The 25,336-nt window shown below is 61.9% G+C and carries 23 protein-coding genes; 10 read left to right on the plus strand and 13 right to left on the minus strand.

Features of this window, described 5'->3' with window-relative positions:
- The first annotated feature begins 138 nt into the window (after positions 1 to 138).
- Positions 139 to 1,758 (plus strand): phosphoenolpyruvate carboxykinase (ATP), encoded by a 1,620-nt coding sequence (gene pckA, locus IMX17_RS07800; protein WP_193549578.1) that lies wholly within the window; start codon positions 139 to 141, stop codon positions 1,756 to 1,758.
- Positions 1,759 to 1,814: 56 nt separating this feature from the next.
- On the opposite strand, the gene IMX17_RS07805 is transcribed toward pckA, so the two are convergent.
- The 3 genes from IMX17_RS07805 to IMX17_RS07815 form a co-directional block, all read right to left on the minus strand.
- Complete coding sequence (locus IMX17_RS07805) at positions 1,815 to 2,837, minus strand: alcohol dehydrogenase catalytic domain-containing protein (protein WP_227414475.1); 1,023 nt, start codon at positions 2,835 to 2,837, stop codon at positions 1,815 to 1,817.
- A 167-nt stretch (positions 2,838 to 3,004) separates the two neighbouring features.
- Positions 3,005 to 3,916, minus strand: coding sequence for a LysR family transcriptional regulator (locus tag IMX17_RS07810; RefSeq protein WP_193549579.1), 912 nt, complete (start codon positions 3,914 to 3,916; stop codon positions 3,005 to 3,007).
- A 57-nt stretch (positions 3,917 to 3,973) separates the two neighbouring features.
- Positions 3,974 to 4,639, minus strand: a complete 666-nt coding sequence (locus IMX17_RS07815) for a TetR/AcrR family transcriptional regulator (RefSeq protein ID WP_193549580.1) — start codon at positions 4,637 to 4,639, stop codon at positions 3,974 to 3,976.
- 93 nt (positions 4,640 to 4,732) lie between these two features.
- On the opposite strand from IMX17_RS07815, the gene IMX17_RS07820 reads away from it, so the two are divergent.
- The 4 genes from IMX17_RS07820 (at position 4,733) to IMX17_RS07835 (ending at position 9,695) form a co-directional block, all read left to right on the plus strand.
- Positions 4,733 to 5,431: a DAPG hydrolase family protein gene (locus tag IMX17_RS07820; RefSeq protein WP_193549581.1), complete on the plus strand. Its 699-nt coding sequence runs from the start codon at positions 4,733 to 4,735 to the stop codon at positions 5,429 to 5,431.
- A 93-nt stretch (positions 5,432 to 5,524) separates the two neighbouring features.
- Positions 5,525 to 6,829 carry an MFS transporter gene (locus tag IMX17_RS07825; RefSeq protein ID WP_193549582.1) on the plus strand — a complete coding sequence of 435 codons (1,305 nt, stop codon included), beginning with the start codon at positions 5,525 to 5,527 and terminating at the stop codon, positions 6,827 to 6,829.
- A gap of 167 nt (positions 6,830 to 6,996) precedes the next feature.
- Complete coding sequence (locus tag IMX17_RS07830) at positions 6,997 to 8,256, plus strand: MFS transporter (protein ID WP_182264602.1); 1,260 nt, start codon at positions 6,997 to 6,999, stop codon at positions 8,254 to 8,256.
- On the plus strand, positions 8,253 to 9,695 hold the full coding sequence (locus IMX17_RS07835; protein WP_193549583.1) for a glycoside hydrolase family 32 protein: 1,443 nt from the start codon (positions 8,253 to 8,255) through the stop codon (positions 9,693 to 9,695). Before IMX17_RS07830 ends, IMX17_RS07835 begins: the two co-directional genes overlap by 4 nt.
- 41 nt (positions 9,696 to 9,736) lie before the next feature.
- On the opposite strand, the gene IMX17_RS07840 is transcribed toward IMX17_RS07835, so the two are convergent.
- The 3 genes from IMX17_RS07840 to IMX17_RS07850 all read right to left on the minus strand — a co-directional run bounded on the left by IMX17_RS07840 (position 9,737) and on the right by IMX17_RS07850 (position 12,741).
- The gene (locus IMX17_RS07840; protein WP_033652100.1) at positions 9,737 to 10,738 is read right to left on the minus strand and encodes a LacI family DNA-binding transcriptional regulator; all 1,002 of its coding nucleotides are present in this window, start codon (positions 10,736 to 10,738) and stop codon (positions 9,737 to 9,739) included.
- A 69-nt stretch (positions 10,739 to 10,807) separates the two neighbouring features.
- Positions 10,808 to 11,371 (minus strand): HutD family protein, encoded by a 564-nt coding sequence (locus IMX17_RS07845; protein ID WP_193549584.1) that lies wholly within the window; start codon positions 11,369 to 11,371, stop codon positions 10,808 to 10,810.
- Complete coding sequence (locus IMX17_RS07850) at positions 11,371 to 12,741, minus strand: formimidoylglutamate deiminase (RefSeq protein ID WP_193549585.1); 1,371 nt, start codon at positions 12,739 to 12,741, stop codon at positions 11,371 to 11,373. The genes IMX17_RS07845 and IMX17_RS07850 overlap by 1 nt, the downstream gene beginning before the upstream one ends.
- 180 nt (positions 12,742 to 12,921) lie before the next feature.
- Between IMX17_RS07850 and hutC the strand changes: the two genes are divergently transcribed.
- From hutC to IMX17_RS07870, 4 genes are all read left to right on the plus strand, one after another.
- Positions 12,922 to 13,677: a histidine utilization repressor gene (gene hutC / locus IMX17_RS07855; RefSeq protein ID WP_193549586.1), complete on the plus strand. Its 756-nt coding sequence runs from the start codon at positions 12,922 to 12,924 to the stop codon at positions 13,675 to 13,677.
- A gap of 157 nt (positions 13,678 to 13,834) precedes the next feature.
- Positions 13,835 to 15,058 (plus strand): imidazolonepropionase, encoded by a 1,224-nt coding sequence (hutI, locus tag IMX17_RS07860; protein ID WP_004941304.1) that lies wholly within the window; start codon positions 13,835 to 13,837, stop codon positions 15,056 to 15,058.
- Positions 15,055 to 15,858 (plus strand): N-formylglutamate deformylase, encoded by an 804-nt coding sequence (gene hutG, locus IMX17_RS07865; protein WP_182264607.1) that lies wholly within the window; start codon positions 15,055 to 15,057, stop codon positions 15,856 to 15,858. Before hutI ends, hutG begins: the two co-directional genes overlap by 4 nt.
- A gap of 243 nt (positions 15,859 to 16,101) precedes the next feature.
- The gene (locus IMX17_RS07870; protein ID WP_182264608.1) at positions 16,102 to 17,637 is read left to right on the plus strand and encodes a serine hydrolase; all 1,536 of its coding nucleotides are present in this window, start codon (positions 16,102 to 16,104) and stop codon (positions 17,635 to 17,637) included.
- Positions 17,638 to 17,640: 3 nt separating this feature from the next.
- On the opposite strand, the gene IMX17_RS07875 is transcribed toward IMX17_RS07870, so the two are convergent.
- Positions 17,641 to 18,171 carry a chorismate mutase gene (locus IMX17_RS07875; protein WP_182264609.1) on the minus strand — a complete coding sequence of 177 codons (531 nt, stop codon included), beginning with the start codon at positions 18,169 to 18,171 and terminating at the stop codon, positions 17,641 to 17,643.
- A gap of 115 nt (positions 18,172 to 18,286) precedes the next feature.
- Positions 18,287 to 18,775 (minus strand): anti-virulence regulator CigR family protein, encoded by a 489-nt coding sequence (locus tag IMX17_RS07880; RefSeq protein ID WP_047576109.1) that lies wholly within the window; start codon positions 18,773 to 18,775, stop codon positions 18,287 to 18,289.
- A gap of 442 nt (positions 18,776 to 19,217) precedes the next feature.
- Here IMX17_RS07880 and IMX17_RS07885 point away from each other — a divergent pair, with 442 nt between their 5' ends.
- Entirely contained in the window at positions 19,218 to 19,397 is a 180-nt protein-coding gene (locus tag IMX17_RS07885; RefSeq protein WP_033642811.1) for a hypothetical protein, read from the plus strand.
- A 54-nt stretch (positions 19,398 to 19,451) separates the two neighbouring features.
- Here the strand turns inward: IMX17_RS07885 and IMX17_RS07890 are convergent, their stop codons facing one another.
- The 5 genes from IMX17_RS07890 to IMX17_RS07910 form a co-directional block, all read right to left on the minus strand.
- Positions 19,452 to 20,330 carry a nucleoside-specific channel-forming protein Tsx gene (locus IMX17_RS07890; RefSeq protein WP_046898557.1) on the minus strand — a complete coding sequence of 293 codons (879 nt, stop codon included), beginning with the start codon at positions 20,328 to 20,330 and terminating at the stop codon, positions 19,452 to 19,454.
- 362 nt (positions 20,331 to 20,692) lie between these two features.
- Positions 20,693 to 20,965: a hypothetical protein gene (locus tag IMX17_RS07895; protein ID WP_046898558.1), complete on the minus strand. Its 273-nt coding sequence runs from the start codon at positions 20,963 to 20,965 to the stop codon at positions 20,693 to 20,695.
- Between the two features lie 73 nt (positions 20,966 to 21,038).
- Positions 21,039 to 21,932, minus strand: coding sequence for an aromatic amino acid DMT transporter YddG (gene yddG, locus IMX17_RS07900; RefSeq protein ID WP_046898559.1), 894 nt, complete (start codon positions 21,930 to 21,932; stop codon positions 21,039 to 21,041).
- A 91-nt stretch (positions 21,933 to 22,023) separates the two neighbouring features.
- Positions 22,024 to 23,394 (minus strand): APC family permease, encoded by a 1,371-nt coding sequence (locus IMX17_RS07905; RefSeq protein WP_046898560.1) that lies wholly within the window; start codon positions 23,392 to 23,394, stop codon positions 22,024 to 22,026.
- A 308-nt stretch (positions 23,395 to 23,702) separates the two neighbouring features.
- A complete protein-coding gene (locus tag IMX17_RS07910) occupies positions 23,703 to 25,121 on the minus strand; it encodes a glutamine synthetase family protein (RefSeq protein WP_015377637.1) in 1,419 nt (472 codons plus the stop codon).
- Between the last annotated feature and the right edge of the window lie 215 nt (positions 25,122 to 25,336).

A 25,336-nucleotide genomic window follows, 5' to 3' on the forward strand; every position in this document is an offset into this window, starting at 1 on the left:
GGCGAAAAAGCCCCCTGCTTTATTAATAAAGAACCGGAAACGCCATTAGCTGAATCCGGTCAGCTTGATCCGAACCTTAATCCTGCGCGCGGCACCGCGTGGGAAAAAGGCATAATATGACTCATAAGGAAGTAGAATATGTCTTCACGCGCTGTTACCCCACAAACCCTCGCTCGCTACGGCATCCATCAGGCCGCCGACATCGTCTATAACCCCAGCTATGAATTGCTGTTCGCCGAAGAGACCCGCGCCGACCTGCCGCCGCTGGAACGCGGCACCCTCACCCAATTGGGTGCGGTCAACGTCGCGACCGGCGAATTTACCGGCCGTTCGCCGAAAGACAAATACATCGTGCGCGACGACACCACGCGCGACACCGTCTGGTGGTCCGACAACGGCACCGGCAAGAACGACAACCAGCCGCTGTCGCCGGAAGTCTGGCAGCACCTGAAGACGCTGGTGGGCAACCAGCTCTCCGGCAAGCGTCTGTTCGTGGTGGATGCCTTCTGCGGCGCCAACGCCGATACGCGCCTGAAGGTGCGCTTCATCACCGAGGTAGCCTGGCAGGCGCACTTCGTGAAAAACATGTTTATCCGCCCAAGCGACGCCGAGCTGGCGGACTTTGAGCCGGACTTCGTGGTGATGAACGGCGCCAAATGCACCAACCCGGACTGGCAGCAGCAAGGGCTGCACTCGGAAAACTTCGTCGCCTTCAACCTGACCGAGCGCATGCAGCTGATCGGCGGCACCTGGTACGGCGGCGAAATGAAGAAGGGCCTGTTCTCGATCATGAACTATCTGCTACCGCTGCAGGGCATCGCCTCGATGCACTGCTCGGCCAACGTCGGCGAGCAAGGCGACGTCGCGGTGTTCTTTGGCCTGTCCGGCACCGGCAAAACCACCCTCTCCACCGATCCGAAACGCCAGCTGATCGGCGATGACGAGCACGGCTGGGACGACGACGGCGTGTTCAACTTCGAAGGCGGCTGCTACGCCAAAACCATCAAGCTGTCGCCACAGGCGGAGCCGGAAATCTATCAGGCGATCCGCCGCGATGCGCTGCTCGAAAACGTCACCGTGCGGGCCGACGGCAGCATCGACTTCGACGACGCCAGCAAAACCGAGAACACCCGCGTCTCTTACCCGATTTATCACATCGAGAACATCGTCAAACCGGTGTCCAAAGCCGGCCACGCGCGCAAGATCATCTTCCTGACCGCCGACGCCTTCGGCGTGCTGCCGCCGGTGTCGCGCCTGACGCCGGAGCAGACCCAATATCACTTCCTGTCCGGCTTCACCGCCAAGCTGGCCGGTACCGAGCGCGGCATCACCGCCCCGACGCCGACCTTCTCTGCCTGCTTCGGCGCCGCGTTCCTGACGCTGCACCCGACGCAATACGCTGAAGTGCTGGTGAAACGCATGGAGGCCGCCGGCGCCCAGGCTTACCTGGTCAACACCGGCTGGAACGGCAGCGGCAAGCGTATCTCGATCAAAGATACGCGCGGCATCATCGACGCCATTTTGAATGGCGACATTGAACAGGCCGAGACCTTCACGCTGCCGATCTTCGGGCTGGCAGTGCCGACCGCGCTGCCGGGCGTCGATCCGTCGATCCTCGATCCGCGCAAAACCTACGCCGACGAATCGCTGTGGCAGGAGAAAGCGCAGGATCTGGCGCAGCGCTTTATCGATAACTTCGCCAAATATACCGTCACCCAGGCGGGCGAAAAGCTGGTGAACGCCGGGCCGAAGCTGTAACAGAAGCAGGGCGCCGCGGCACCCTGCCATCAAGGGCCGAATTCTCGGCCCTTTTCTCACGCCGCCGATGGCACGAAGACGCCGCGAAAACGCATGTTGCCGGAGGCAAGCCGTTCATAAGCCTCCTGGGCTTGTTCCAGCGCAAACGTCTCGACAATCGGCTTCACTTTGCCTTTCGCCGCCAGGTTCAGCACCTCACTCAGGTAGTGCTGCCCGCCATGGGTCGATCCGATCACCCGCTGACGCATCATATGGAACGGCACCCCTTCCGAAGAGATAGCGAACGGCTTGCTGAAGTCCAGCCCGCACAACACCACTCGGCCATCAACCCGCAAGCCGTTCATCGCTTCCTGCGCGGAGTCGAAGTCATTGGTGGTCACCAGCAGAATATCCGCGCCGCCGCTCTCCCGCAGCGCCTTGCCGGAGGCGACGATGCGATCGGCGCCCAACTGCTTCGCCAGCGCGTGCTTGTCCGGCGAATGAGTGATGGCAACGGTATCGAAACCACAGGCTTTCGACAGCTGCAGCGCGACATGCCCCAGCCCGCCGATGCCCAACACCGCGACCGTTTCATGCGGCAACGGCGCCGCGTCGCGCAGGCCGCTCCAGGTGGTATACCCCGCACACATCATTGGCGCGGCGTCGATATAAGACAGCCCGTCCGGCAGTAACACCGTGCCTTCAGCGGTGATGGCGATATACTCGGCGTGGCCGCCCTGGGCGGCAAAACCGGTGGTGCGCGGCGCCGGGCAGTTCATCGCCGTTTGCCCGGTCAGCGGCCGACTCTCGCGGCAGTAAGGACAGCGGCCGCAGGCCGATTGCACCCAGGTGGTGCCGACGCGATCGCCGATCTGCCGCGTATGTACGCCGGCGCCCACCTCAACCACTTCCCCCACCACTTCATGGCCGGGCGTTTGCGGGTAGATATCGCCGCCGTATCCTTGCGTCGCCCACACGTCGGTGTAGCACATGCCCGAGGCGTGTACTTTGACCAGAACCTGACCCGGTTCTGCGCGGGGCATCGGCACCTGTCTGATTTCCCAGGGCCGGTTGGCGCCGGTCATAACTACCGCTTTCATCTTCTTATCCATCATCGATTCCTCGCTGCATTGTGGTGCGGGTTCCGGACGATTGCCCGGCGTCTCCTCATGAGCGTAAGGCAGGCCCCACGCCGCAACAATGCAAGCGAACCTCACTGTCGAGATGAAGGCGGCTCACTAATTGGCGTAGCCGAAAGAAGAACGCATCAGGACTGCGCCGCGCGCAGATACTCGATCAACGCCTTCAGCGCGCCCGACACGTGGCGATGGCCGGGATAATAGAGACATAACCCCGGATAAGCCGGACACCACGCCTCCAGCACCCGTTCCAGTCGCCCGTCGTGCAACGCCTCTAGCGCCAAATGTTCGGGAACGAAAGCGATGCCGACACCGTCGATGGCCGCCTCCACCATCAGGGATTGATCGGTCAGCGTCAGCGAGCCGGTAACGCCGATCGACTCGCTCACGCCATCGCGCTCAAATTCCCAGCGATAAATCGTGCCGCTGTCGAAGCGAAAACGGATGCAGTTATGGCGCAGCAAATCCTGCGGCGTCGCCGGGCGCCCATGGATGGCGAAATAACCGGGCGCGGCGATGGCGGCGAAACGCACGGGCGGGCTGACGCGCATCGCGATCATGTCCTGCGGCACGGCTTCCGCCAGCCGAATGCCGGCATCAAACCCCTCGGCGACGATATCGCTCAGCTTGCCGTCGCAGACGATGTCCAGATGGATATGGGGGTACTCGCGCAGGAAATCGGCCAGCAACGGACGCAATACCAGCCTGACTGCCCCTTCGCTGGCGTTGATGCGCACGGTGCCGCTCGGCGTGGCGCGCCATTCATCCACTTCATGCAGCGCCCGCGAAATAGACGACAGCGCCGGGCGCAGCTGCGCCGCCAAACGCTCACCCGCTTCGGTCGGCGCCACGCTGCGCGTGGTGCGGTTGAACAGTCTCACCCCGAGCCGCTGTTCCAGGTTTTTTATCGAGTGGCTGACCGCCGACGGCGTCACCTCCAGCTCCACCGCCGCCGCGTGAAAGCTGCGATGGGTGGCAACGGCCAGAAAAACGGTCAAGGCGAACAGATCGCCCTGCTTGAACGGGTAAGCAGCATTCATGTGGGCATCGCGAAGTGATATGGATTGAACAATCAACATGCCACAGATGAATACGGCTCACAATGTGGCGCACTCCGCGTTTTCGCCGCGCAGCAACCCCGGCATCACCAGCGCCACCGCCGCCGCGATGCGTTCGTCGATCGCGCTGCCCGGCGGCAACAGCCCCAGCGTCATCTGCCGCAGCGGTTCGGCGATGGCCATCGCCAACAGCAGATCGCTGGTTTGCGCCCAGTCGCGCTCACGCAGCCACCCGCACTGCTGCTGGCGCCGCAGCCAGTCCGCCACCGTCGCCCGTCCGCGCTGAATGCCGTTGCGCTGATAGCTGTCCAGCAGCGCCTCGCGCCCCGGAAACTCGCTTTGCAGCAGCCGAAACATCCCCACCGCTTCGGCGCTCAATACCTGCTGCGCCACCGCCTTCAGCCCTTTTTCCAACAGCGGCGCCACCGCCTCCCACCGCCCGGCATCCTGGGCGAAGGCCGGCTGAAACGCCTCGGTCCAGCCGCTCACCACCTGCGCCACCAGTTCGTCGCGATTGGCCGCAAAGCGATACAGGGTTTTTTTAGCCACCCCGGCGCGTTTCGCCACCGCCTCCACCGTTGCCGCGGCGTATCCGCCGTCGAGCAGCAGCGCCAGCGTCGCCTGCGTCAGCGCGGCGCGCAGCGCCGTTTCCGGCGTGGCAGGCCGGCCGCGAGCACGCAGCGGTTCTTCATTCGGGTTCGCCATATTTATTCCTCACAAGCATTGACAGACTCAGCATAGCGGCATAACTTTATTTTGGAAACACAATTCGTTTCCAAAATAAAACAGGAACCCATTATGACACATCCTTCCCTGCTGGCGCCGTGGGGCGTTAACGATATCAACGAGTTGCTCAAACCTGAACCGCTGCGACTGGAGATGGGGCTGAGTCGCAGCGCCGACGGTTTGCTGACCGTCGCGGTCCGTACCGATCTGCACGGCTGCAAGGGGCGCATGCTGGACTGGTGGTTCACCTTCTTTGAGAACACGCAGCACATCAACTGGTGGCACCCGCACGATCACGTCGAACATCGCGGCTGGGACCGCCATTGGAAAAAAGGGGAAAGCTACGTCGGCGCCAGCATCGAAGCGGTCGAATGGCTGGCGGAGCTGCCACCGGTCGCGGCGCGCCTCAAATTCCACGCCGCCGAGGACTTCTTCGCGCCGCAGCCGCTGCGCCAGGCACGTGACGCGCAGGCGCTCTCCGTCGCCGTGTGCGCGCGCATCGGCTTCGGCGACCAGGTGGCGTTGGATGACAACGGCGATCCCTGCGACGGCGAAATGCTGCATCTGGCGCGCGATACGCCCTACGGGTGCGTGCTGCGCAGCCGTTTCCTGCTGGGTAAAGCCTGCGCCAACGCCCACGACGAACTGTCGGACGACATCGGGTTTAACCTGATGCGCCACTGCTACAACGAGTTCAGCTATCTGGCGCAGTTCCTGCCCTCGCTGTACTACGCCGAAAACGGCCGCGAGCCGGCGCCGTTGCTCTGGTGAATCGCGCCTCACAGTTCCCGCTGAAATCAATTGATTGTTTTGTCGTATAAATTTAGAACTGACGAACAATAATTCAAATGTATGGGAACGGGGATGAATCAACAGACTCTCGACGCGCGCCGGTCGCGTCAGGCGTTGCTGGCCGGCTCGGTCGGCAACTTTATCGAATGGTATGAGTTCGGGGTATACGGTTTTCTGGCCACCGTCATCGCCGCCAATTTTTTCACGTTGCAGGGTGAAAATGAAATCACCAGCCTGATCCTCACCTACGCCGCCTTCGCGCTGGCGTTCTTCTGCCGGCCGATCGGCGCGGTGATCTTCGGCCGCATCGGCGATCGCATCGGCCGTCGTCCGACGCTGATTGCGGTCCTGCTGCTGATGACGCTGGCGACGGCGTTGATCGGCGTCATGCCGACCTATGCCTCGATCGGCGTCGCCGCCCCGCTGCTGCTGACGCTGCTGCGCATGTTCCAGGGGCTGTTCGCCGGCGGCGAATTCGGCGGCGCCGTGTCGCTGATGACCGAGTTCGCCCCAAAGGGCAAGCGCGGGCTGTTCGGCGCCTGGCAATCGCTGACCGTCGCGCTCGGCCTGTTGGCCGGCGCCGGGCTGGTGGCGCTGCTGGCCGCGCTGCTGAGCGTGCAGCAGTTGCATGACTGGGGCTGGCGCATTCCCTTCCTGCTGGCGCTGCCGATGGGCGCCGTGGCGCTGTGGCTGCGGCTCAAGCTTGAGGAAACGCCGACGTTTACCCAGGCGCAGCAACGCGCGGAACAGGCCGCCACACCGCAGGAAGCGAAACTGAGCGGCGTGGTGAAAACCATTCTGATCGGCATCGGCCGCATGATGGGCTGGTCAGCCGCCGGCTATACCTTCCTGGTGGTGATGCCTTCCTATTTGCAAACTTCGCTGCACGCCACCTTCCAGCAGGCGCTGGTGGCGACGGTGCTGGCCAACGTCGGTTTCGCCCTGACCATCCTGCCGGCGGGCATCATCAGCGACAGGCTGGGGCGTAAAACGGTGATGCTGACGGCGGTGGCGGCGGTGATCCTGTTCACCTTCCCACTGCTGCACCTGTTGCAGGATGCGCAGAGCTCACTGTGGATCAAAGGACTGGCAGTGATGATCGCCGGCGCCGTGGTCGGCCTGCTGGCCGGTCCCGGCCCAGCGATGCTGGCGGAGATGTTCCCGACCCGGGTGCGCTATACCGGCCTGGGGCTGGCTTACTCGCTGTCCAATGCGGTGTTTTCCGGCTCGGCCGGGCTGATTATCACCGGCCTCATCAAACAGACCGGCAATATCGACATTCCCGCCTACTACGTGGTCGCCACGTCGGTGGTCAGCCTGTTTGCGCTGATGACGCTGCGCCGCGACGATCATCTGCGTTCGCTGAACGAACGTTAATCCTTCGGGGCGCATCGCCCCCATTCCAACTCGTGACAATGATCACAACGCAATAATGTTAACGTTAACTTTTGTGATTAACATCGCACGCGTGATATCTGCTAGCTTCATCCCTTTGCGAGTTAACGTTAACAATAGAGCTAACTTCACTCACCGGGGCCCTACCCATGAACCGCGAAACCAAAAAATATTACGTGCTGCTCAGCGGCCTGCTGTTCTTCTTTTTCTTCACCTGGTCTTCCAGCTTTTCGCTGATCTCGCTGTGGCTGAATCAAAAGATCGGGCTGAAAGGCGCCGAGACCGGCCTGATCTTCTCCGCCATCTCGCTGGTGGCGCTGTGCGCACAGCCGTTGTACGGCTTTATTCAGGACAAACTTGGGCTGCGCAAACACCTGCTGCAGTTTCTCGGCGTAATGCTGCTGCTGACCGGCCCGTTCTTTATCTACGTTTATGCCCCGCTGCTGGCGAGCAGCCTGCCGCTGGGTGCGTTGGTCGGCGGGCTGTTCATCGGCGCGACCTTCTTCGCCGGCATCGGCGCGCTGGAGTCTTATACCGAGCGCGTCAGCCGCATCAGCGGTTTTGAGTTCGGCCGCGCCCGCATGTGGGGCTCGCTCGGCTGGGCCAGTGCCACCTTTGTGGCCGGTTTTATCTTCAATATCAATCCGAACATCAATTTCTGGCTGGCCTCCGCCGCCGCCGTGGTATTCCTGTTGCTGCTCAGCCAGGTGCGCGAGCTGAAGCCGAACGCCATGGCCGGCCTGGCGTTCGGCAAACCGGAGAACCTGCGGCTGCAGGATGCGCTGGCGCTGCTGCGTATGCCGGGCTTCTGGGCGCTGGTGGTGTTTGTGCTGGGGATCAGCGTATACAACGTTTTCGATCAGCAATTTTCTGTCTACTTCGCTTCACAGTTCGCTTCTCGCGCACAGGGCAACGAGATGTACGGTTTTCTCAACTCGCTGCAGGTCTTCCTCGAAGCCGGCGGCATGTTCCTGGCCCCGCTGCTGGTGAACCGTATCGGCGCCAAGCAGGGGCTGTTGCTGGCGGGCAGCGTGATGGCGCTGCGCATGTTCGGTTCCGGGTTGGTCAGCGGCGCCCTGATGATCTCCGCCATGAAACTGCTGCACGCCGTAGAATTGCCAATCCTGCTGATCGCTATCTTCAAATACATCGCCAGCCGCTTCGACAGCCGACTCTCCTCCACGCTGTACCTGGTAGGCTTCCAGTTCATCACCCAGGTGATGGCCAGCTTCCTGTCGCCGCTGGCGGGCTACGGTTATGACCGCATCGGCTTTGCCGATACCTATCTGCTGATGGGCTGCGCGGTCGCCGCCACCACGCTTGTCTCCTGTTTCTTGCTGCGCGGCGAACGCTCCGCCACGGCAACGCCCTTTCCATCCGCCATTAAATCAAGTGAGTCTGTCCAATGAACACTGCTTTAGCTCAAGCCGACCATGCGGTCGAAGCCCTGTGCGCAGAGCGCCGAGAAGATTATTATCCGCAGTTCCATCTCGCACCGGCCGCCGGCTGGATCAACGATCCCAACGGCCTGATCTGTATTGACGGCGTCTATCATGCGTTCTTCCAACATCATCCCCATAGCGAGCACTGGGGGCCCATGCACTGGGGGCATGCGACCAGCCGCGATCTGATCCGCTGGCAGCACCAGCCCATCGCCCTGGCGCCCGATGCGCCCTATGACCAAGACGGTTGTTTTTCCGGCTGCGCCGTGGATGACAACGGCGTGCTGACGTTGCTTTACACCGGCCACGTGTGGTTGGGCGAACCCGGTGACGACAGCCAGGTGCGGGAAGTGCAATGTCTGGCCACCAGCGAAGACGGCATACGCTTCGTCAAACACGGGCCGGTACTGGCCCCGCCGGACGGCATTCAGCATTTTCGCGATCCGAAAGTCTGGCGCGAAAACGGCGAATGGTGGCTGGTGGTCGGCGCCAAAGAAAACGGCCTGGGCCAGGTGCGCCTGTACCGTTCTGCCGACCTGCGCGCCTGGCGCTTCGATCGAGTGCTGGCCGGCGCGCAAACGGCGCATCAGGGCTATATGTGGGAATGCCCGGATTTCTTCCCGCTGGGCGAGCAACACCTGCTGCTGTTTTCGCCGCAGGGGCTGGCGGCGCAGGGCTACCGCTACCGCAATCGCTTCCAGAGCGGCTATCTGCTCGGCCATTGGCGGTCGGACGGCGACTTTACGGTAACCCAGCCCTTCTGCGAGCTGGATGCCGGCCACGATTTCTATGCGCCGCAGACCTTCACCGCCGCCGACGGCCGCCGGCTGCTGTTTGCCTGGATGGATATGTGGGAATCACCGATGCCCAGCAAAGCGCACCGCTGGGCCGGCGCCCTCACCCTGCCACGCGAGCTGACGCTGGCCGCCGACGGCAGCGTCCGCATGAATCCGGCGCGTGAACTGGCGGCGCTGCGCCGAGAATCGCACTCGTTTTTGGCGCAGTCGCTGACCAATCAGCATCTGCAGCTGACGAACGATATGCAGGAGCTCATCCTGACGTTGAGACCGGCCGACAGCGACGCCGAGCGATACGGGCTGGCCATTGGGAGTGCGGCGCGGCTGTTCGTCGACAATCAGTCACACCGACTGGTGCTGGAGCGTTTTAATGAACACCCGGCGCTGTGCACCTGCCGCAGCGTGCCGCTGCCGGAGGGTGACATCCTGTCGCTGCGGATCTTTATCGATCGCTCCTCGCTGGAGATCTTCGTTAATCAGGGGCAGGCCTGCCTGACCAGCCGCATCTATCCGACGGCGGGCGATCGCCGTCTCAGCCTGTTCGCCGAAGGCGGCCGGGCGCTGTTCGAGCCCATCACGGGATGGCAGCTGGCTAGCATCTGGGGATAGTGGGAATGAGCACCGGGCGCGCAGCGACGCCCCCGGTGCGGTTACAGCGAACCACGTTCCAGCAGCGGGCAAGGCACTTTCACCGTATCACGCTGTTCCCGCCGCTCAATCACATGCAGCGCCGCAAGGCGACCCAGTTCATAATGCGGCAGCTGCACCGTCGTCAATGCCGGCAGGAACAGCTCGCCGGTGCCGACCATATTATCGTAGCCCAGCACCGCCACCTGCTGCGGTATCCGCCATCCTTGCGCCAGCAATACCTGATACGCCAGAAACGCTATCCGATCGTTCCCGCACACCACGACATCGCAATCACGCCGGCCGGCGGAAAAATGCCGTTCCAGCAACGCTACGCAGTCGCGATAGCTTTGATCGCCGGCGCTCAGATCGAGATGATACTGCCGCAGCTGTTCAACATCGCGCCCCGCTTCGCGCCAGGCGCGTTCCAGACCGCGGCGGCGCAGCCCCGCCGCCAGCGTATCCGCCGGTAAATGAATGCACAAAGGCGCGCGATAGCCTTTGGCGATCAGCGTGCGCGTGGCGTCATACTGCCCTTGCTCGTCATCAGGAATGTAGCTGGCGATCGAATGCGCCGGGCTGACGCAGTTGGCCAACACCAGCTTTTTGTCCAGCAGTTTGGCCGGCAGCGTCACCTCACGCAGCCCCATCGTGGTGAAGATCACCCCATCCGGCCGATGCGCCAGCAGCAGATCGACGGTCTGCTCGGCGTTGTCGTCGGCGAACAGGTTGACGACGAAGCTGTTCCAGCCTCGCTCGCGCGCGGTTTTTTCAATCGACAGGATCATTTCCACCGAGAACGGCGTCGTGGCGGTGTCCAGCGCCAGCACGCCGAGCGTCTGCACGCGATTTCCGTCACCGCGAATACGCCGCGCCGACAGATCCGGCACATAGTCCAACCGATCGATAGCCTGTTTGACGCGGCGGTAGGTTTCCGGCCGCAGCTTGCCGGGGTCATTGATGGCGCGGGACACCGTCATCAACGAGACTCCGGCAAGTTTTGCGACGTCTTTCAGCGAAGCCATGCGCCCTTCTTTATGATTAATGGGGAAAAGTGAATAATCCCATAACCGGGCGCAGGACTCTACTCTGCGTTAGCAGGCTGTGATGTTCGCCCACAGGATAACGCTGCCAGCCCTCAACGGCGCCACGTCGCCCCCCGCCGCCGATGCCGTCCACCAGACGCCCTCGCGCGCGTTCAGTTCGCCGCCCCCCGGCAGCGACCAGAGCCCGCTCAGCACATACAGCACCCCCGCCCGTCCCGGCGGCAAGGTTAGCGGCTCGGCGCTGCGTTGCACCTGCGCCGCTAGCCGGCCGCGGCGCGTCATGATGTTGAAATCCTGACTGGCGCCACCCAGCAGCGTCGCTTCCAGCGCCACGTCGCCGGAAAAGGCGAACGGCTCCCCGATACGCGCCAACTGATGGTCGATATGCCCGGCGCTGAACAGCCGCACGCCGTCGCCTTCCAGCAGCGTGATCGAACGGTCAATGCCTGCAAAGGCGGAAAACGGCCCGTCCTGCGCGATGGTGGCGATGCTGGCGCGCCAGTCGAAATCCGGCTCGCCCGGCGGCCAACTGACGATTTCACGGGTTTCCCCGCCGCCGTTGCGCCACGGGCTGACCGGCAACCCAGCGAAATTAAAACGGGTCAGGCTCATCACGCCTCCTGCTGAAAGGTTTTCAGCACCTGCAGGAACGCGGCGCTGCTCTGCTGCTGCAGCGCGTGCCGCCCCTGCTCGATCATCTGTCGGCCGCCGACGAACACGTCGCGAATTTGCTCTTTGCCGCCGGCGAACAGCCAGCGGTTGAGGATCGAGGCATCCGGCGCCGCCGCCAAATACGGATCGTCGCCGTCCAGCACCAGCCAGTCGGCGCGATAGCCGCTCTGCAAGCGGCCAATCGGCGCGCCGCACGCCTGCGCGCCGCCTTGCAGCGCCTGGTGATACAGCACATCGCCCACCGCCGATTGCTGCGGTGTCGTCAGGCGATTGCGGCGCTGATCGCGCAGCCGCTGCCCATATTCAAACCAGCGCAGCTCTTCCACCACGTTGAGCGAAACGTGGCTATCGGAGCCGATGCCCCAGCGCCCCTGCTGCTGCAGATAGGCGTCGCCGGGGAAAATGCCGTCGCCGAGGTTGGCTTCGGTGGTCGGGCACAGGCCGGCCACCGCGCGACTGCGCGCCAGCGCTTCCAGCTCATCGCGATCCAGATGGGTGGCGTGCACCAGACACCAGCGCTGATCCACCGGCAGATGGTCATACAGCCAGGCCACCGGGCGCTGCCCGCTCCACGCCAGGCAGTCGTTCACCTCTTTTTGCTGCTCGGCGATATGAATGTGCACCGGCAAGGTGCGATCCGACGCGGCCAAAATCTGTTGCATCTGGCCAAGTTCCACCGCGCGCAGCGAATGGAAACACAGACCGTGATTCTGCAACGGGCGATCCGCCAATTGGCGAGCAATCACCTGCTGCTGTTGCAAATAGCCTTCGGCATCCTGGATAAACCGTTTCTGCCCCGGCTGGGCCGGCTGGGCGCCAAAACCGGCGTAACTGTACAGCACCGGCAGCATCGTCATGCCGATGCCGGCCTGATGCGCGGCCTCGCTGAGGCGGCCGGTCATCTCACCGCGATCGGCGTAAGGCTTGCCGTCGGCGTCGTGATGCAGGTAGTGGAATTCGGCCACCTGGGTATATCCGCCCTTGAGCATTTCGATATACAGTTGACGGGCGACCACCTCCACCTGCTCCGGCGTCAGGCGCTGCACCAGCCGATACATCAGATCGCGCCAGGTCCAGAAGCTGTCCTGCGGGTTGCCCGCCACTTCCGCCAACCCGGCCATCGCGCGCTGAAAGGCGTGGGAGTGCAGGTTCGGCATGCCCGGCACCGCATCGCCGTGCAGCCGGGTGCAGCCTTGCGGTTCAGCGTTGGCGGTAACTTGAGTCAGATAACCTTGCGCATCGACGTCCAGCCGGACGTTATGCGCCCAGCCCTCAGGGAGCAAAGCGCGTGGGGCAAAATAAGCAGGCATGGCAGTATTCCACGGTTAATGTAACGGCGAATAAGGCGCGGCGATGGCGCGTCTTCAGGAATTTTTGGCGGTCGCCGGCAAGTTTCTGGCGCGACGGCCACTAGTTGTATATACATATACATACGCCGACATCAACAGTAAACTGGTGTTATTATTTTTTTATTTGACGAGGTTAACGTCGTGGCTGAACAACAGACCGTGTTACAACTGGCGGCTGCAATGAGCGATGCCCCCGCCCCGATCTACCAACGGGTCAAACAGGCGATCGTGAATCAAATCCGTGCGGGGCACTGGCAACCGCACCAGCGCGTGCCCTCCGAAAGTGAACTGGTGGCGGAACTGGGCGTCAGCCGCATGACCATCAACCGCGCGCTGCGCGAGTTGACCAGCGAAGGTTTTCTGATCCGCATGCAGGGCGTCGGCACCTTCGTCGCCGAAGCCAAGGCACACACCGCGCTGCTGGAAGTGCACAACATCGCCGATGAGATCGCCGCGCGCGGTCATCGCCACAGCAGCAAGATCCTCGAGCTGAAGGCCCGCCCGGCCAGCGAGGAAGAGGCGGCGGCGCTCGGCATCCAGCCAGGCCAACGGCTGTTCTATTCGCAGATCGTGCATTACGAAAACGACGTGCCGGTGCAGGTGGAAGACCGCTGCGTCAATCCGCTGGTGGCGCCGGATTATCTGAAGCAGGATTTCGACCGCGTCACGCCCTACACCTATCTGACGCAGGCCGCGCCGCTGACCGCCGGCGAACACATCGTCGAAGCGGTGCTCCCGACCCGGCGCGAACGCGAGCTGCTGCAGCTGGAGGACCACGAACCCGGCCTGCTGATCCACCGCCGCACCTGGTCCGGCAAAACCGTGGTGACCTCGGCCCGGCTGCTGTATCCCGGCAGCCGTTACCAGCTGTTCGGCCGCTTCACCAGCGAAGTCTGATCCCCGGCGGGCGCGCCCTGCGCCCGCATCTCCGTTGTCGATCACATCCTGATAACAAAATCTCTCCCGCCTCTTGTGACATCCCGGTGAATGCGTTAGGTTGTTTTTAATTGTATATACAACCATGTGGGAGCTGCGGCTCCGACGGAGGAAAGCAATGACGTCTGAGATTCACTGTGACAGCCTGTGGCACGGCGCCGATATCGTCACCATGCGCGACGGCAAATATCACACCCTGACCGACGGCGCGATCGCCGTACGCGACGGTAAGATCGTCTGGATTGGCGAACATGCGGCGCTGCCGCCCGATCTTATCGCGGACGAAACGGTGAAATTCGACGGCGGCATCATCACCCCCGGCTTTGTTGACTGCCACACCCACCTGGTGTTCGGCGGCAATCGCAGCGGCGAGTTCGAACAGCGGCTGAACGGCGTAAGCTACGCCGACATCGCCGCGCAGGGCGGCGGCATCATCTCCACCGTGAAAGCCACCCGCGAGGCCGACGAAGCGTTGCTGCTGGAGCAGGCGCTGTTCCGCCTGCGGCCGCTGCTGGCGGAAGGCGTCACCTGCGTGGAAATCAAATCCGGCTACGGTCTCAGCCCGGAAAGCGAGCTGAAAATGCTGCGGGTGGCGCGCAAACTGGGCGAGCTGCTGCCGGTCGAGGTGAAAACCACCTGTCTGGCGGCCCATGCGCTGCCGCCGGAATACGCCAACCGCGCCGACGACTACATCAATCTGGTCTGCGATACCATCATCCCGCAGGCGGCCGCCGCCGGCCTGGCGGATGCGGTTGACGCCTTTTGCGAACATCTGGCGTTCTCACCGGCGCAGGTGGAGCGGGTCTTCGCCGCCGCCGAAGCCGCCGGTCTGCCGGTCAAACTGCACGCCGAGCAGCTCTCCGCCCTCGGCGGCAGCACACTGGCGGCGCGCCATCACGCGCTCTCCGCCGACCATCTCGAATACGCCACCGAACAAGATGCCCGCGCCATGGGCGACGCCGGCACCGTGGCGGTGCTGCTGCCCGGCGCCTACTACCTGCTGCGCGAAACCCAGTGCCCGCCGGTGGAGCTGTTCCGCAAGCACCACGTGGCGATGGCGATCGCCAGCGACGCCAATCCCGGCACGTCGCCGGCGCTGTCGCTGCGCCTGATGATCAACATGGCCTGCACGCTGTTCCGCCTGACGCCGGAAGAAGCGCTCGCGGGCGTCACCACCCACGCCGCCAAAGCGCTGGGGCTGCAGCACAGCCACGGCACGCTGGAAACCGGCAAGGTGGCGGACTTCGTTCACTGGCCGCTGTCGCGGCCGGCGGAACTGGCTTATTGGTTGGGCGGCCAGCTGCCCTGTACGGTGATTTTCCGAGGAGAAGTACGTCAATGACCATTCGCGATCCTTTTAGCTTCCAGACCGGCAGCCTGCCGCTGCTGATCAGCATCCCGCACGCCGGCACACAACTGACACCGGCGGTCGAGGCCGGGCTGACCGACGACGCTCGCCCGCTGCCCGATACCGACTGGCACATTCCGCAACTGTACGACTTCGCCCGGGCGATGGGCGCCAGCGTACTGGTCGGCAACTATTCGCGCTTCGTCATCGATCTGAACCGCCCGGCGGACGACAAACCGCTGTACACCACCGCCACCACCGGTCTGTATCCCGACGTGCTGTTCGACGGCCGCCCAAGCTTCCTGCCGGGCAAAGCGCCGACGGACGCAGAACGCGCCGGCTATCTGCAGCAGATTTGGCAACCTTATCATCAGCAGCTGCAAAACGAGCTGGCGCGCCTCAAAGCGCGGCACGGTTATGCGTTGCTGTTCGACGCGCACTCCATCGCCTCGGTGATCCCGCGGCTGTTCGACGGCAAACTGCCGGATCTCAACCTCGGCACCAACGGCGGCGAAAGCTGCGCCCAGGCGCTGAGCGATCGGCTGGTCGCCTGCTGCGAGCAGCAACAGCAGTACACCCACGTGCTGAACGGCCGCTTCAAGGGCGGTTACATCACCCGCGCCTACGGTCAACCGCAGCAGCAACAGCATGCGATCCAGCTCGAGCTGGCGCAGGTCAACTACATGTCCGAACAGTATCCTTTCGCGTTCGAACCGCAGCGCGCCGCCTCGCTGCAGCGTCTGCTCAAGCAGATGATTGAAAGCCTGTTGGACGGCGCCGCCAGGCTGAACTGATCCCCCTTTACAGGCGCCGCCGGGCGCCTGTTTTTCTGCTGCCTTTAACCGCAACGCCAGCAGCAATCTGCGCGCTATATCAAAGTTTCGCGTGATTCCCCGCTAACTGGTCCAAACAGCGCACAAAACAGCGGCCGACGAAAAACGCACTGCGCCACAATCAGCCCAAAAGCCCGTGCTCATCGTCAGCACCGGGCGGCCTGTGGCCAATTGGCCCGTTTCGAATATCTCTCTGGAGGCCCTATGTCTGTAACACCGTTAAACTGGCGCGCTGCCGGCGCCGTCGCCGAACAACTGCTGGCCGGCTGGCAACGGCGTGGCGAACCCGGCGGCGCCATCACCCTGTTTGACGCCGAACAACTCCGCGCCACCGCCTGTGCCGGCCTGGCCGATCTGGCGCAGAACACCCCCTTCACCGCCGACAGCGTGGTGCGCTACGCCTCAGTGACCAAGCATATCTTCGCCGCGCTGGCGCTGAACGCCACCGATCGCACCGTTCGGCTGGAGCAACGCCTGGGCGATCTGCTCCCCGCCCTGCAGCCTGCGCTGGCGGACGTCACCGTCGGCCAGGCGCTGGACATGACCGGCGGCCTGCCCGACGTGCGCGAAACGCTCGGCTTGCTGGGCATATCGCTGCACGCCGTCAGCGAAGCGCAGCCGGTGATGCAGTTTGTCGAGGGGCTGGAAAGATTGAACTATGAGGCCGGCAGCGAGATCGCCTACAGCAATACCGGCTATCGGCTGCTGGAGGCCGCGCTGCGCAGCAAAGGCTATGATTTCGACCAGTTGGTGCAACGGCATATCGCCCAGCCGCTGCAGGTGCAGATGCGGGCGCCGGAAAGCTGGTTCGACGTAGTGCCGGGGTTGGTGCCGGGTTACTGGCGGGCGCCGCAGGGCTGGCAACACGCCAGCGCCGGCCTGCACCTTTCCGCCTCCGGCTGCCTGACCGGCAGCGTCAACGCCCTCACCCGCTGGCTGCAAACGCTATTGGCAGACCAAGGCCCCGGCCAGGGCGTGCTGGCGCAACTCAGCGCGCCGCGCCGCCTCAATCAGGGCCAACTCAGCGCCTATGGCCTGGGGCTGGCGCGCACGCCGCTGGGCCGCCGCAGCCTGCTGGGCCACGGCGGCTCCCATGCCGGTTACAAAACCTATTTCCTGCTGGCGCCCGACCGTCAGGCCGGCGTCGCGCTGGTGGCCAACCGCGAAGATTGCGACAGTTTCGGCATGGCCTTGCAGGTGATGGCGACGCTGCTGGGCGAACCGCTGCCGCAGCGCAGCGCGGCGATCCCCGACGGCCTCTACGCCACGCTGGCGGAGCCGCACTGGCTGGAAGTCAAAGACGGCAACCTGGCCTATCTGGGCAGCGGCGAACCGCTGTATCAGGGCGAAGACGGCTATGCGGTGTCGCTGTCCGCCCATATGCCAATCAAATTGAAGTGGACCGGCGAAGCGGTCGAGGGCGAGGTCGGCCACGTGGCGCGCCGTTTCCTGCCGGTCACGGCCAACGGCGACTGCCTGAAGCATGTGCAGGGGCTGTGGTACCACCCGCACTATCGCACCGCCTTTGAAATTCGCGGCAATCGGGTGCATATCGGCGTCGGCCCGGCGGCACAGACCGGCACGCTCAGCCCGCTGGGCCAGGGCCGCATGCTGGTGGAGTGCCAGGACGGCCCGTGGTTGAAACGCTTTTGCCTCTATTTCCGCGGTTACAACGTGGATCTCATCGCCAACCGCAGCCGGATGCTGACCTTCCGCCGCAGCACCGTCGGCCGCGACTGACGATCAGCGCGCGCTGTCGGCTTTGACCGCCAGCAGCGCATCCGCCAGCCGCCGTTTGTCGGCGGCGCTGAGATTCACCTGTTCCACGGACGCCATAAACGCCGCCCGATCCGCCGCGTCGAGCGGGCCGGCGCGCAGCTGCGCCGCCAAACGCTGCAGTATCCGGCTGCTCAGTTGCCCGATCTGCACCCGCACCTGCGCCAGCGGGCGCGGCTGCCAATCGTTTTCCGGGCTCGCCAACCAGTCGGCGCGATAGCGGTACTGAATCGCCTTGGCGGCGTCCATCTGCGCGGTGATAAAAGGCCGCACCGACGCCGGCTCCAGCCCCAAACGCCCCGCTTCCGCCTGCGCGTTGGCCAACACCTTCGCCTCCTGCGCCAGATCTTCGATCGGCAAATGCTGCTGCGCCTTGTAACCGGCCACGTCTTTCATCAACGACAGCCGTTGGTTCACCAGCTCGCCGATAGCGGCGCCGCCGCCCGCCAACGCCGGAAAACTGGTCAGGCAACACGCTATCAATAACGCCCTGAACATGGCGCCTCCCTTATGATGCAGTGAAAAGGTCAGGCGCCAAGTTCACCACGTCAGCCCCGCGCGGGCAAATAAAAAAGGCCCCGCCGCAGCGAGGCCCGATGAGACCCAACCGGCGTTAGTCGAACACGCCGTTGATGACGGAAGCCACAATTGCGGTGCTGAGCGCGACCAGCACCAGATCGTCGCCGGCGATGCGCCATTCATAACCCGGATACTGCGGCAGTTCACGCAGCATCGAAGACGGCACCATTTTTTTGGCGATGCCCGGCGGCAGCGGTTTGCCGCGCGCCAGATTCTTGGCGATGCCCGGCGGCAACGAGCGGTAGCCGGTCAGCCCGTAGGTGTGCGCCAGCGAACGGGCGCGGTCGCGCGAGAGGCTGACGGAAACCAGATTGTCGTCGTTTCTATAGTCTCTATAGTCGCCTTTATCTTTGTTGCCGTGATTGCCATTGTTGCCGTGGTTACCGTTATTGCCATGATTGCCGCTGTTGCCATGCCCGTTGCCGTTACCATTGCCGCCTTTGTCGGCCATGGCCGGGGCGGATGACAACCCCAGCGATGCAATCAGTGCCAACACCGTGAGAGTCGTACGACGTTTGTTCATGTTGTGTATTCCTGCGTGGGGGACTCTGTTTACTATAGTTGGCCTTTTCCGGGCAAAGTATAAGGAAAACTCCGAGATGACAGTGCGGTTTTACGGCATTCGCGCCACTCTCTTGTTTTAACGCAAAACGCCTCGAGAATTCCGAAATCTACCCCCGATTTTTCTTGAAGAAAAATAAGCCTTCCGCTAGCGTGGGACGGTAACAAAAAAGAGTTAGCGTGCTCTTTTTCGTCGCACCTCAAATCTTATTCTTATCATCCAGAATGATAATATCGAACACTTCCCGCCTTTCCGTGCGGGATTCTTTTTCCCACCGGCGTCGCCCCTATTTGGTGCTTTATGTTGAGATTTCGTTGCCGATAATTTACATTCGCTGTCTGAGAAACCTTAACCTCCCGCGGTGGCCAGGCTGGCAACGGGTGGGCGTTCAGGAGCAAAAGACGTGCAAATGACCCTCATGGAATACATCACTCGGCACTTTAACGGCGATCTTCATCGTTATGCGCAGTCGGAAGGCGTCAGCCGTGAACAAATCATTAGTTGGATAAATAATGAATGTCACGTGATCAAAGGCAGGCTGTTTATGCCGGTGAGGCATCTCCCGGTAGAACAAGCCCAGTGATGACGAAAAAAAACCCCGCCAGGCGGGGTTTTCTGTTTCTGATAACACGGAAAATCAGAAGTTATAGCCGACCACGAGGTAGTAACCCCAACCGGTAGACTTGATCGGGCCCTGCGGCGTACCGATATCCGCGCCATCCTGCCACTGGCCGCCGTTATGGAAATAACGCGCCACGAAAGAATAGTGCCAATGATCGTAGTTCAGCGCCAAAATGTGGCTGGAGGCGATCGAGTTGCCGGTGCGTACCTGTTTGCCGTTGATCGCGTTACCACTGTCCTTGCCCAGATCGGAGCCGAAGTCGAAGTTGGTGAAGCCGATGTAGCTCAGGTTGCCGCCCCACACCTGGGTCAGCGGCACGAAGTACTTCACCTTGAAGCGGTAACCGTCCCAGCTGTTCTCATTGGCAGCCTGGTAGTTTTCCCACTGGTACTTGGCATAGATGTTCATCGACAGGCTCATCGGCAGGCCGGTGTCGATATCGGTACCCAGGCCCATGTACCAGGTGTTTTGACGACCGTCGGCGTTGTGGCCCAGGTCATAGATGTAGTTGTTGGCGAAGTACCACTCTTTGAACGGACCGAAGCTCAGGTCGGTGCCGGTCAGTTTGTCGATGGAGAAGCGTGGTTCAATCTCCATAAACAGCGGGGAACCTTTGTTCCAGATGCCGCGATCCGGGGTGTTGCCCACGCCGAAGAACTTCGGCACGTCAACGTAGCCGTAGAAATCGAACCAGTCTTTCTTGGCGAAGGCTTCGTATTCGAGATACACGTCGTTGTTCAGTTGCGGCCCGAAACGGGTGTGGTAGCTGCCCACCACGTTAACGCTCTGGTGCCACCAGTCGGAGACATATTGACTGTCTTTGCTATCAGCCATTGATGATGCACTGTAAGACGCTGCGAGCAGTACACCTGCTGCGAGAGCTATTTTTTTCATTTTATTACCACATGCTTAAAGGGCCATTTCCTGCCCGTTTAGAAAAGATGACAATGAGTCTGCCGACACCTGGCGTTGTCTTCACACAGAAACTCGGATGACGCGCGCATTATAGAAACCACTGACTGTAAGAATCTGTGATCCAGTTACGCATTTCGCGAATAGGTAATCGATTGCGTTCACATTTGTCAAATTATGTTTCATGCAAATTCACATTCGCTGTGATTTTTGTCATGTGTCGCGTTTTTTAGCGCAGTTTTTGAGCCAAATGACATCAGGACGTCATCACGAGGTGGAAAAGAAAAAGCCGACGCGCGAGCGTCGGCCTTCATCAGCATCAGGAGAAAGTGCGGAACGTGAAATCAGTTTACCGCCGGCACCGCTTTGGCGATGTTTTCCTGGCGAAACACGACCTCTTCACCGTTTTTGACCTCCCAGCTGGCGACCGGAATATCGGTTTTGGGCGCCGCCGCGACGACCGAACCGTAAATCAGCTTATCGTCGCGGCGCAAAATATAAACATCGAGCTGATATTCATGCCGCAAATTCGCCGTGGTCAGGCGCACGGTATCGCCGCGTTCATAATGATGCACGTCGATTTCAGGCTGCTGAATAAATTGAATGTCACTTCTCATTGTCGTCGTTCCTTCAGGCAACATGGCTAGTTAAATTCTAGTTCAACATTGCGGCGATGGCGGATAATTTCCGTTAATTTCCGCGAGTTGCCCGCCAACAGATCAGCGAACCCAGGGTGACCATCGCCACGCCCTGCCAGAAATTGACGGTCAGCGAGGTGTGCAGCACCAGCGCGGCGAACACCGCCGACAGCACCGGGGTAAAATAGGAGACGGTCGCCAGCAGCGTCATGTTGCCGTGCAGAATGCCGACGTTCCAGGCGGCATACCCCGCCCCCATCGCCACCCCGGCGCACAGCAGCGTCACGGTCACGCCGACGCTGAACTGCATGCCGCTTTCCGCGCTGAAGGCGTACTTCAGCCACAGCGCCAGCGCGGTCAGCGCGATAAACAGCACCACGCCGTTGCTGCCCCGGGCGATCTTCTTGGTCAGATTACAATACAGCGCCCAGATCACCGCGCCGCTGAACGCCAGCGTATAGCTGAGCGGATTGCTGCGCACGTTGGCCAGCATCTGCGCCGGTGACCAGCCGCCCTCGCCGCTCATGATCCAGCCGATGCCGAACAGCGACAGCAACAGCCCCGGCAGCAGCCACCATTTCGCCTTTTGCCCGTTGAGCGCCAGCGCCATCAGTACGGTGAAACAGGGCCACAGGTAGTTGATCATGCCCACTTCTATCGCCTGCAGGCGGGTATTGGCGTAGCCGAGCGACAGCGACAGGCAGATCTCGTAGCTGACGAACAGCAGGCTGCCGACGATCAGATAAGGCCGCGGAAAGCTGCGCCATTTCGGCACGCCGAGCGCCACCAGCAAGAACGCCGCGCTGACGCTGTAGATCATCGCCGCGCCACCGACAGGCCCCAGCCCTTCGCTGACGCTTCTGATCAGGCCGACGACGCTGCTCCACAGCACGATGGCCAACAAACCGAACAGCGTGGCGCGGGTACGCGAGGGCAAAACGGGCATAAGGCAGGTCCAATAGGTTATTTTTTATCAGGTTTTTCACTCTACTGCCGCTCGCGCCAAAAAGGAAGGCGGGAAACTCCCGCCTGTGAATTTATTGCTGCGGTTGCCGCTCCAGCTGCGGCGGCGGTTGGCGAAAACGCCGGGTCAGCCAGGCCAAATAGCCGAAGCCCAGCGTCGCCCAGATCAATCCCATGGTCAGCGAGCTCTTCTCCAGATTCAGCCACAGCACGCCCACCGTCAGCGCCCCCACCAACGGCAGGAACAGGAAGTTGAAACGATCCTTCCAGCTTTTGTTGCGCCCTTCGCGAATAAAGAAGTGGCTGATCACCGACAGGTTAACGAAGGTAAAGGCCACCAGCGCGCCAAAGTTGATCAGCGCCGTGGCGGTCACCAGATCGAACGACAGCGCCGACAACGCCACCAACCCGACCATCAGCACGTTCAGCGCCGGCGTGCGCCATTTGGGATGGATATAGCCGAAGAATTTCTCCGGGAACACGTTGTCGCGCCCCATCACGTACAGCAAGCGCGACACGCTGGCGTGCGACGCCAGGCCGGAGGCCAGCGTATTGATAAAGGTCACGCACAGGAAGATCGACTGGAACAGTTTGCCGCCGACGTACAGCGCAATCTCCGGCAGCGCGGCGTCGGGCTGGTGAAAGCGTTGAATGGACGGGAAAAACAGCTGAATGAAGAACGACACGCTGATAAAGATCACCCCGCCGTACAGCGCGGTCAGGAAGATGGCGCGCGGGATCACCTTGGCGGCGTCGGGCGTCTCTTCGCACAGCGTAGTCACCGCATCGAAGCCGAGGAACGAAAAGCACAGGATGGTGGCGCCGGTAATGATCGGCAGCAGGTGCGCATTCTCGCTGAGGAACGGCCGCAGGCTCCACACCGTGCCCATCCCCTCGCCGTTGTGCAGGCCGCGTACCACCAGATAGATGAACACCAAAATGATCGCCACCTGCGCCAGTACGAACAGGGTATTGAAGTTGGCCACCAGATTGACGCTTTTCAGGTTGATGGCGGTGATCAGAATCACGAAGCCCACCACCCACACCCAGGGCGGCACCTCCGGGAACAGCGCGGTCAGGTAGATCTTGGCCAGCAGCGTGTTGATCATCGGCAAGAACAGATAGTCCAGCAGCGACGACCACCCCACCAGGAAACCGACGTGCGGATTGATCGCCTTCTGCGCATAGGTATAGGCAGAGCCGGCGGTGGGAAACTGGCGCACCAGTTTGCCGTAGCTGATGGCGGTGAACAGCACGCCGGCCAGCGCCAGCAGGTAGGAGGTCGGCACATGGCCGTCGGTGAGGCCGGAGACGATGCCGAAGGTGTCGAACACCGTCATCGGCGTCAGATAGGCCAGGCCCATCATCACCACCTGCCACAGCTTGAGGGATTTGCGCAGCTGCGGTTTGCCCGCCAGGCCGCCGTCGATGGCTTTAGTCGTCATGGCATTTCCCCTTTTGGTCCTCTGCTGTCAACCGTGCAACGTCATTCAGAGAGGCCGCGGGGAAACTGCTGCTCAGGCGGCGGGAAAAACGGGTTGGGATCGCTGTCGGGCGGCCGACGACCGGCCCGTCGGCACTGCGGCACAGGCAAACGTCTGCGCAGGGGGATGACTGAGTCATGGTTATTTCCTCGTCGGCGTCCTGTACGCCGTGATAGAAGAAATTCTGTACCGCAGCGCGCAGCCTCACCGGCCACAGGAGAGCCGATGAAATGCGCCGGACGCGCGCGGTCATGGTTGGGCGAGCGGGATCAGGCGTTTTTCAGCATCCACTCGATCTCGGTTTCGGTGATCAGGCGCTCGAACTGCACCAGCTCATCGGTTTTGCAGGCCAGGTAGACATGGCTGAAGCGTTCGCCCAGCAGCGCATTGAGCACCGGCTGGTGTTCGAACTCGTACAGGGCGTCGCTCTGGCGGATCGGGAACGGCAGCCCGTCCTGCTCCAGCCCGTTGCCGGTCACCGGCTCAGGCAGCGGCAAGGCGGTTTCCAGGCCGTAGACGATGCCGGCCAGAATGGTCGCCATCACCAGATACGGGTTGGCGTCGGCGCCCGCCACGCGATACTCCACCCGGTGGTTATCGCGATCGCCGCAGGGAATGCGCAGCGCCACGGTGCGGTTGTTATGTCCCCAGGAGGCCTGGGTCGGCACATACATGCCGGGCTGGAAGCGGCGGTAGGCGTTGACGTTCGGCGCCAGCAGCGCCATCGAGGACGGCATCAGGGCGATCATGCCCGCCAGCGCCTGTTTCAGCAGCGCCGAATCTTCGCCGTCGTCATCGGCGAACACGTTGTCGCCTTGCGCATTCAGCATGCTGATGTGCACATGCATGCCGCTGCCGGCGTGCTCTTCATACGGCTTGGCCATAAAGGTCGCCTGCATATTGTGGTTCTCGGCCACCATGCGCACCAAGCGCTTCAGTGCCAACGCATGGTCGCAGGCCTGCAGCACATCATCGGTATGGTGCAGGTTGACCTCGAACTGCCCCGGCGACGCCTCCGCCACCGCGCCGTCCGCCGGAATGCCCTGCAAGCGCGCCAGTTCGTCGATCTCGCTCAGCACGTCGGCGAAATGGTTCAGGTTATCGACGGAGTACACCTGGCTTTGGGTGTTGCGCTCCTGGGTGCCCGGCGCGCACGGCGGCTGCAGATAGCCTTCCGCATCGCGTTGACGATCGATGAGATAGAACTCCAACTCTACCGCTACCACGGGGGAGAGCCCGCGCTGACGCAAACGCTGCCACACTCGGTTCAGCACATTGCGCGGTTCAACGTCAAAGGGAGTGCCATCTTCATCCAACATGGTGAGCAGCACCTGCGCGATATATTGCGGATCCGCCGCCGACGGCGTCAGCGTGCCCGGTACCGGCACGCACACGTGATCCGGCTCGCCCAGCTCCTGCCCCAACCCGGCTTCTTCCACCACGTTGCCGAGAATATCCATCGCAAATACCGACGCCGGGAAGTAACAGCCTTTTTCCAGCTTATTCAGACCGCCGACCGGGATGCGTTTACCGCGGAAGCTGCCGTTCAGATCGGTCAACAGGACGTCGACATGTTGGGTTAACGGATAACGTTCCAGGTACTTCTTCACTTCGCGCTGGAACGCGCTACTTCGTCTCTCTTCACTGTGCTGAACAAAGTTTTCCACTTCTACGATGTTGGTCTGCATGGTTCACCCGCCGTTTGTGTTTTGCTGTCGTCGATGTTTATTGACCGTATTGTTCAATATAATGCCCACAATTGAAACGTAGATGAAACAAATTTGTTTTGCAAGTGTTACTTTTGGTTTGAATATTGGCCAATCGACTGCTAGATTTATAGAATATTGAACGAAATCGGCGGTGGAGAAGCTTATCGTTCATAATTTCGAACGTACCAAGGGGA

This window comes from Serratia sp. X3 (assembly GCF_014982455.1).
In the GTDB taxonomy this organism is placed as follows: Bacteria; Pseudomonadota; Gammaproteobacteria; order Enterobacterales; family Enterobacteriaceae; genus Serratia; species Serratia ureilytica.

Coding starts and splice junctions, on each gene's coding strand:
- IMX17_RS07825 (WP_193549582.1), top strand. CDS start 5,525: ATGAATCAACAGACTCTCGACGCGCGCCGGTCGCGTCAGGCGTTGCTG.
- IMX17_RS07870 (WP_182264608.1), top strand. CDS start 16,102: ATGTCTGTAACACCGTTAAACTGGCGCGCTGCCGGCGCCGTCGCCGAA.
- IMX17_RS07910 (WP_015377637.1), bottom strand. CDS start 25,121: ATGCAGACCAACATCGTAGAAGTGGAAAACTTTGTTCAGCACAGTGAA.
- IMX17_RS07880 (WP_047576109.1), bottom strand. CDS start 18,775: ATGAACAAACGTCGTACGACTCTCACGGTGTTGGCACTGATTGCATCG.
- IMX17_RS07890 (WP_046898557.1), bottom strand. CDS start 20,330: ATGAAAAAAATAGCTCTCGCAGCAGGTGTACTGCTCGCAGCGTCTTAC.
- IMX17_RS07830 (WP_182264602.1), top strand. CDS start 6,997: ATGAACCGCGAAACCAAAAAATATTACGTGCTGCTCAGCGGCCTGCTG.
- IMX17_RS07895 (WP_046898558.1), bottom strand. CDS start 20,965: ATGAGAAGTGACATTCAATTTATTCAGCAGCCTGAAATCGACGTGCAT.
- IMX17_RS07805 (WP_227414475.1), bottom strand. CDS start 2,837: ATGAAAGCGGTAGTTATGACCGGCGCCAACCGGCCCTGGGAAATCAGA.
- IMX17_RS07840 (WP_033652100.1), bottom strand. CDS start 10,738: ATGGCTTCGCTGAAAGACGTCGCAAAACTTGCCGGAGTCTCGTTGATG.
- IMX17_RS07875 (WP_182264609.1), bottom strand. CDS start 18,171: ATGTTCAGGGCGTTATTGATAGCGTGTTGCCTGACCAGTTTTCCGGCG.
- IMX17_RS07850 (WP_193549585.1), bottom strand. CDS start 12,741: ATGCCTGCTTATTTTGCCCCACGCGCTTTGCTCCCTGAGGGCTGGGCG.
- IMX17_RS07845 (WP_193549584.1), bottom strand. CDS start 11,371: ATGAGCCTGACCCGTTTTAATTTCGCTGGGTTGCCGGTCAGCCCGTGG.
- hutG (WP_182264607.1), top strand. CDS start 15,055: ATGACCATTCGCGATCCTTTTAGCTTCCAGACCGGCAGCCTGCCGCTG.
- IMX17_RS07810 (WP_193549579.1), bottom strand. CDS start 3,916: ATGAATGCTGCTTACCCGTTCAAGCAGGGCGATCTGTTCGCCTTGACC.
- hutI (WP_004941304.1), top strand. CDS start 13,835: ATGACGTCTGAGATTCACTGTGACAGCCTGTGGCACGGCGCCGATATC.
- IMX17_RS07815 (WP_193549580.1), bottom strand. CDS start 4,639: ATGGCGAACCCGAATGAAGAACCGCTGCGTGCTCGCGGCCGGCCTGCC.
- IMX17_RS07905 (WP_046898560.1), bottom strand. CDS start 23,394: ATGACGACTAAAGCCATCGACGGCGGCCTGGCGGGCAAACCGCAGCTG.
- yddG (WP_046898559.1), bottom strand. CDS start 21,932: ATGCCCGTTTTGCCCTCGCGTACCCGCGCCACGCTGTTCGGTTTGTTG.
- IMX17_RS07820 (WP_193549581.1), top strand. CDS start 4,733: ATGACACATCCTTCCCTGCTGGCGCCGTGGGGCGTTAACGATATCAAC.
- pckA (WP_193549578.1), top strand. CDS start 139: ATGTCTTCACGCGCTGTTACCCCACAAACCCTCGCTCGCTACGGCATC.
- IMX17_RS07835 (WP_193549583.1), top strand. CDS start 8,253: ATGAACACTGCTTTAGCTCAAGCCGACCATGCGGTCGAAGCCCTGTGC.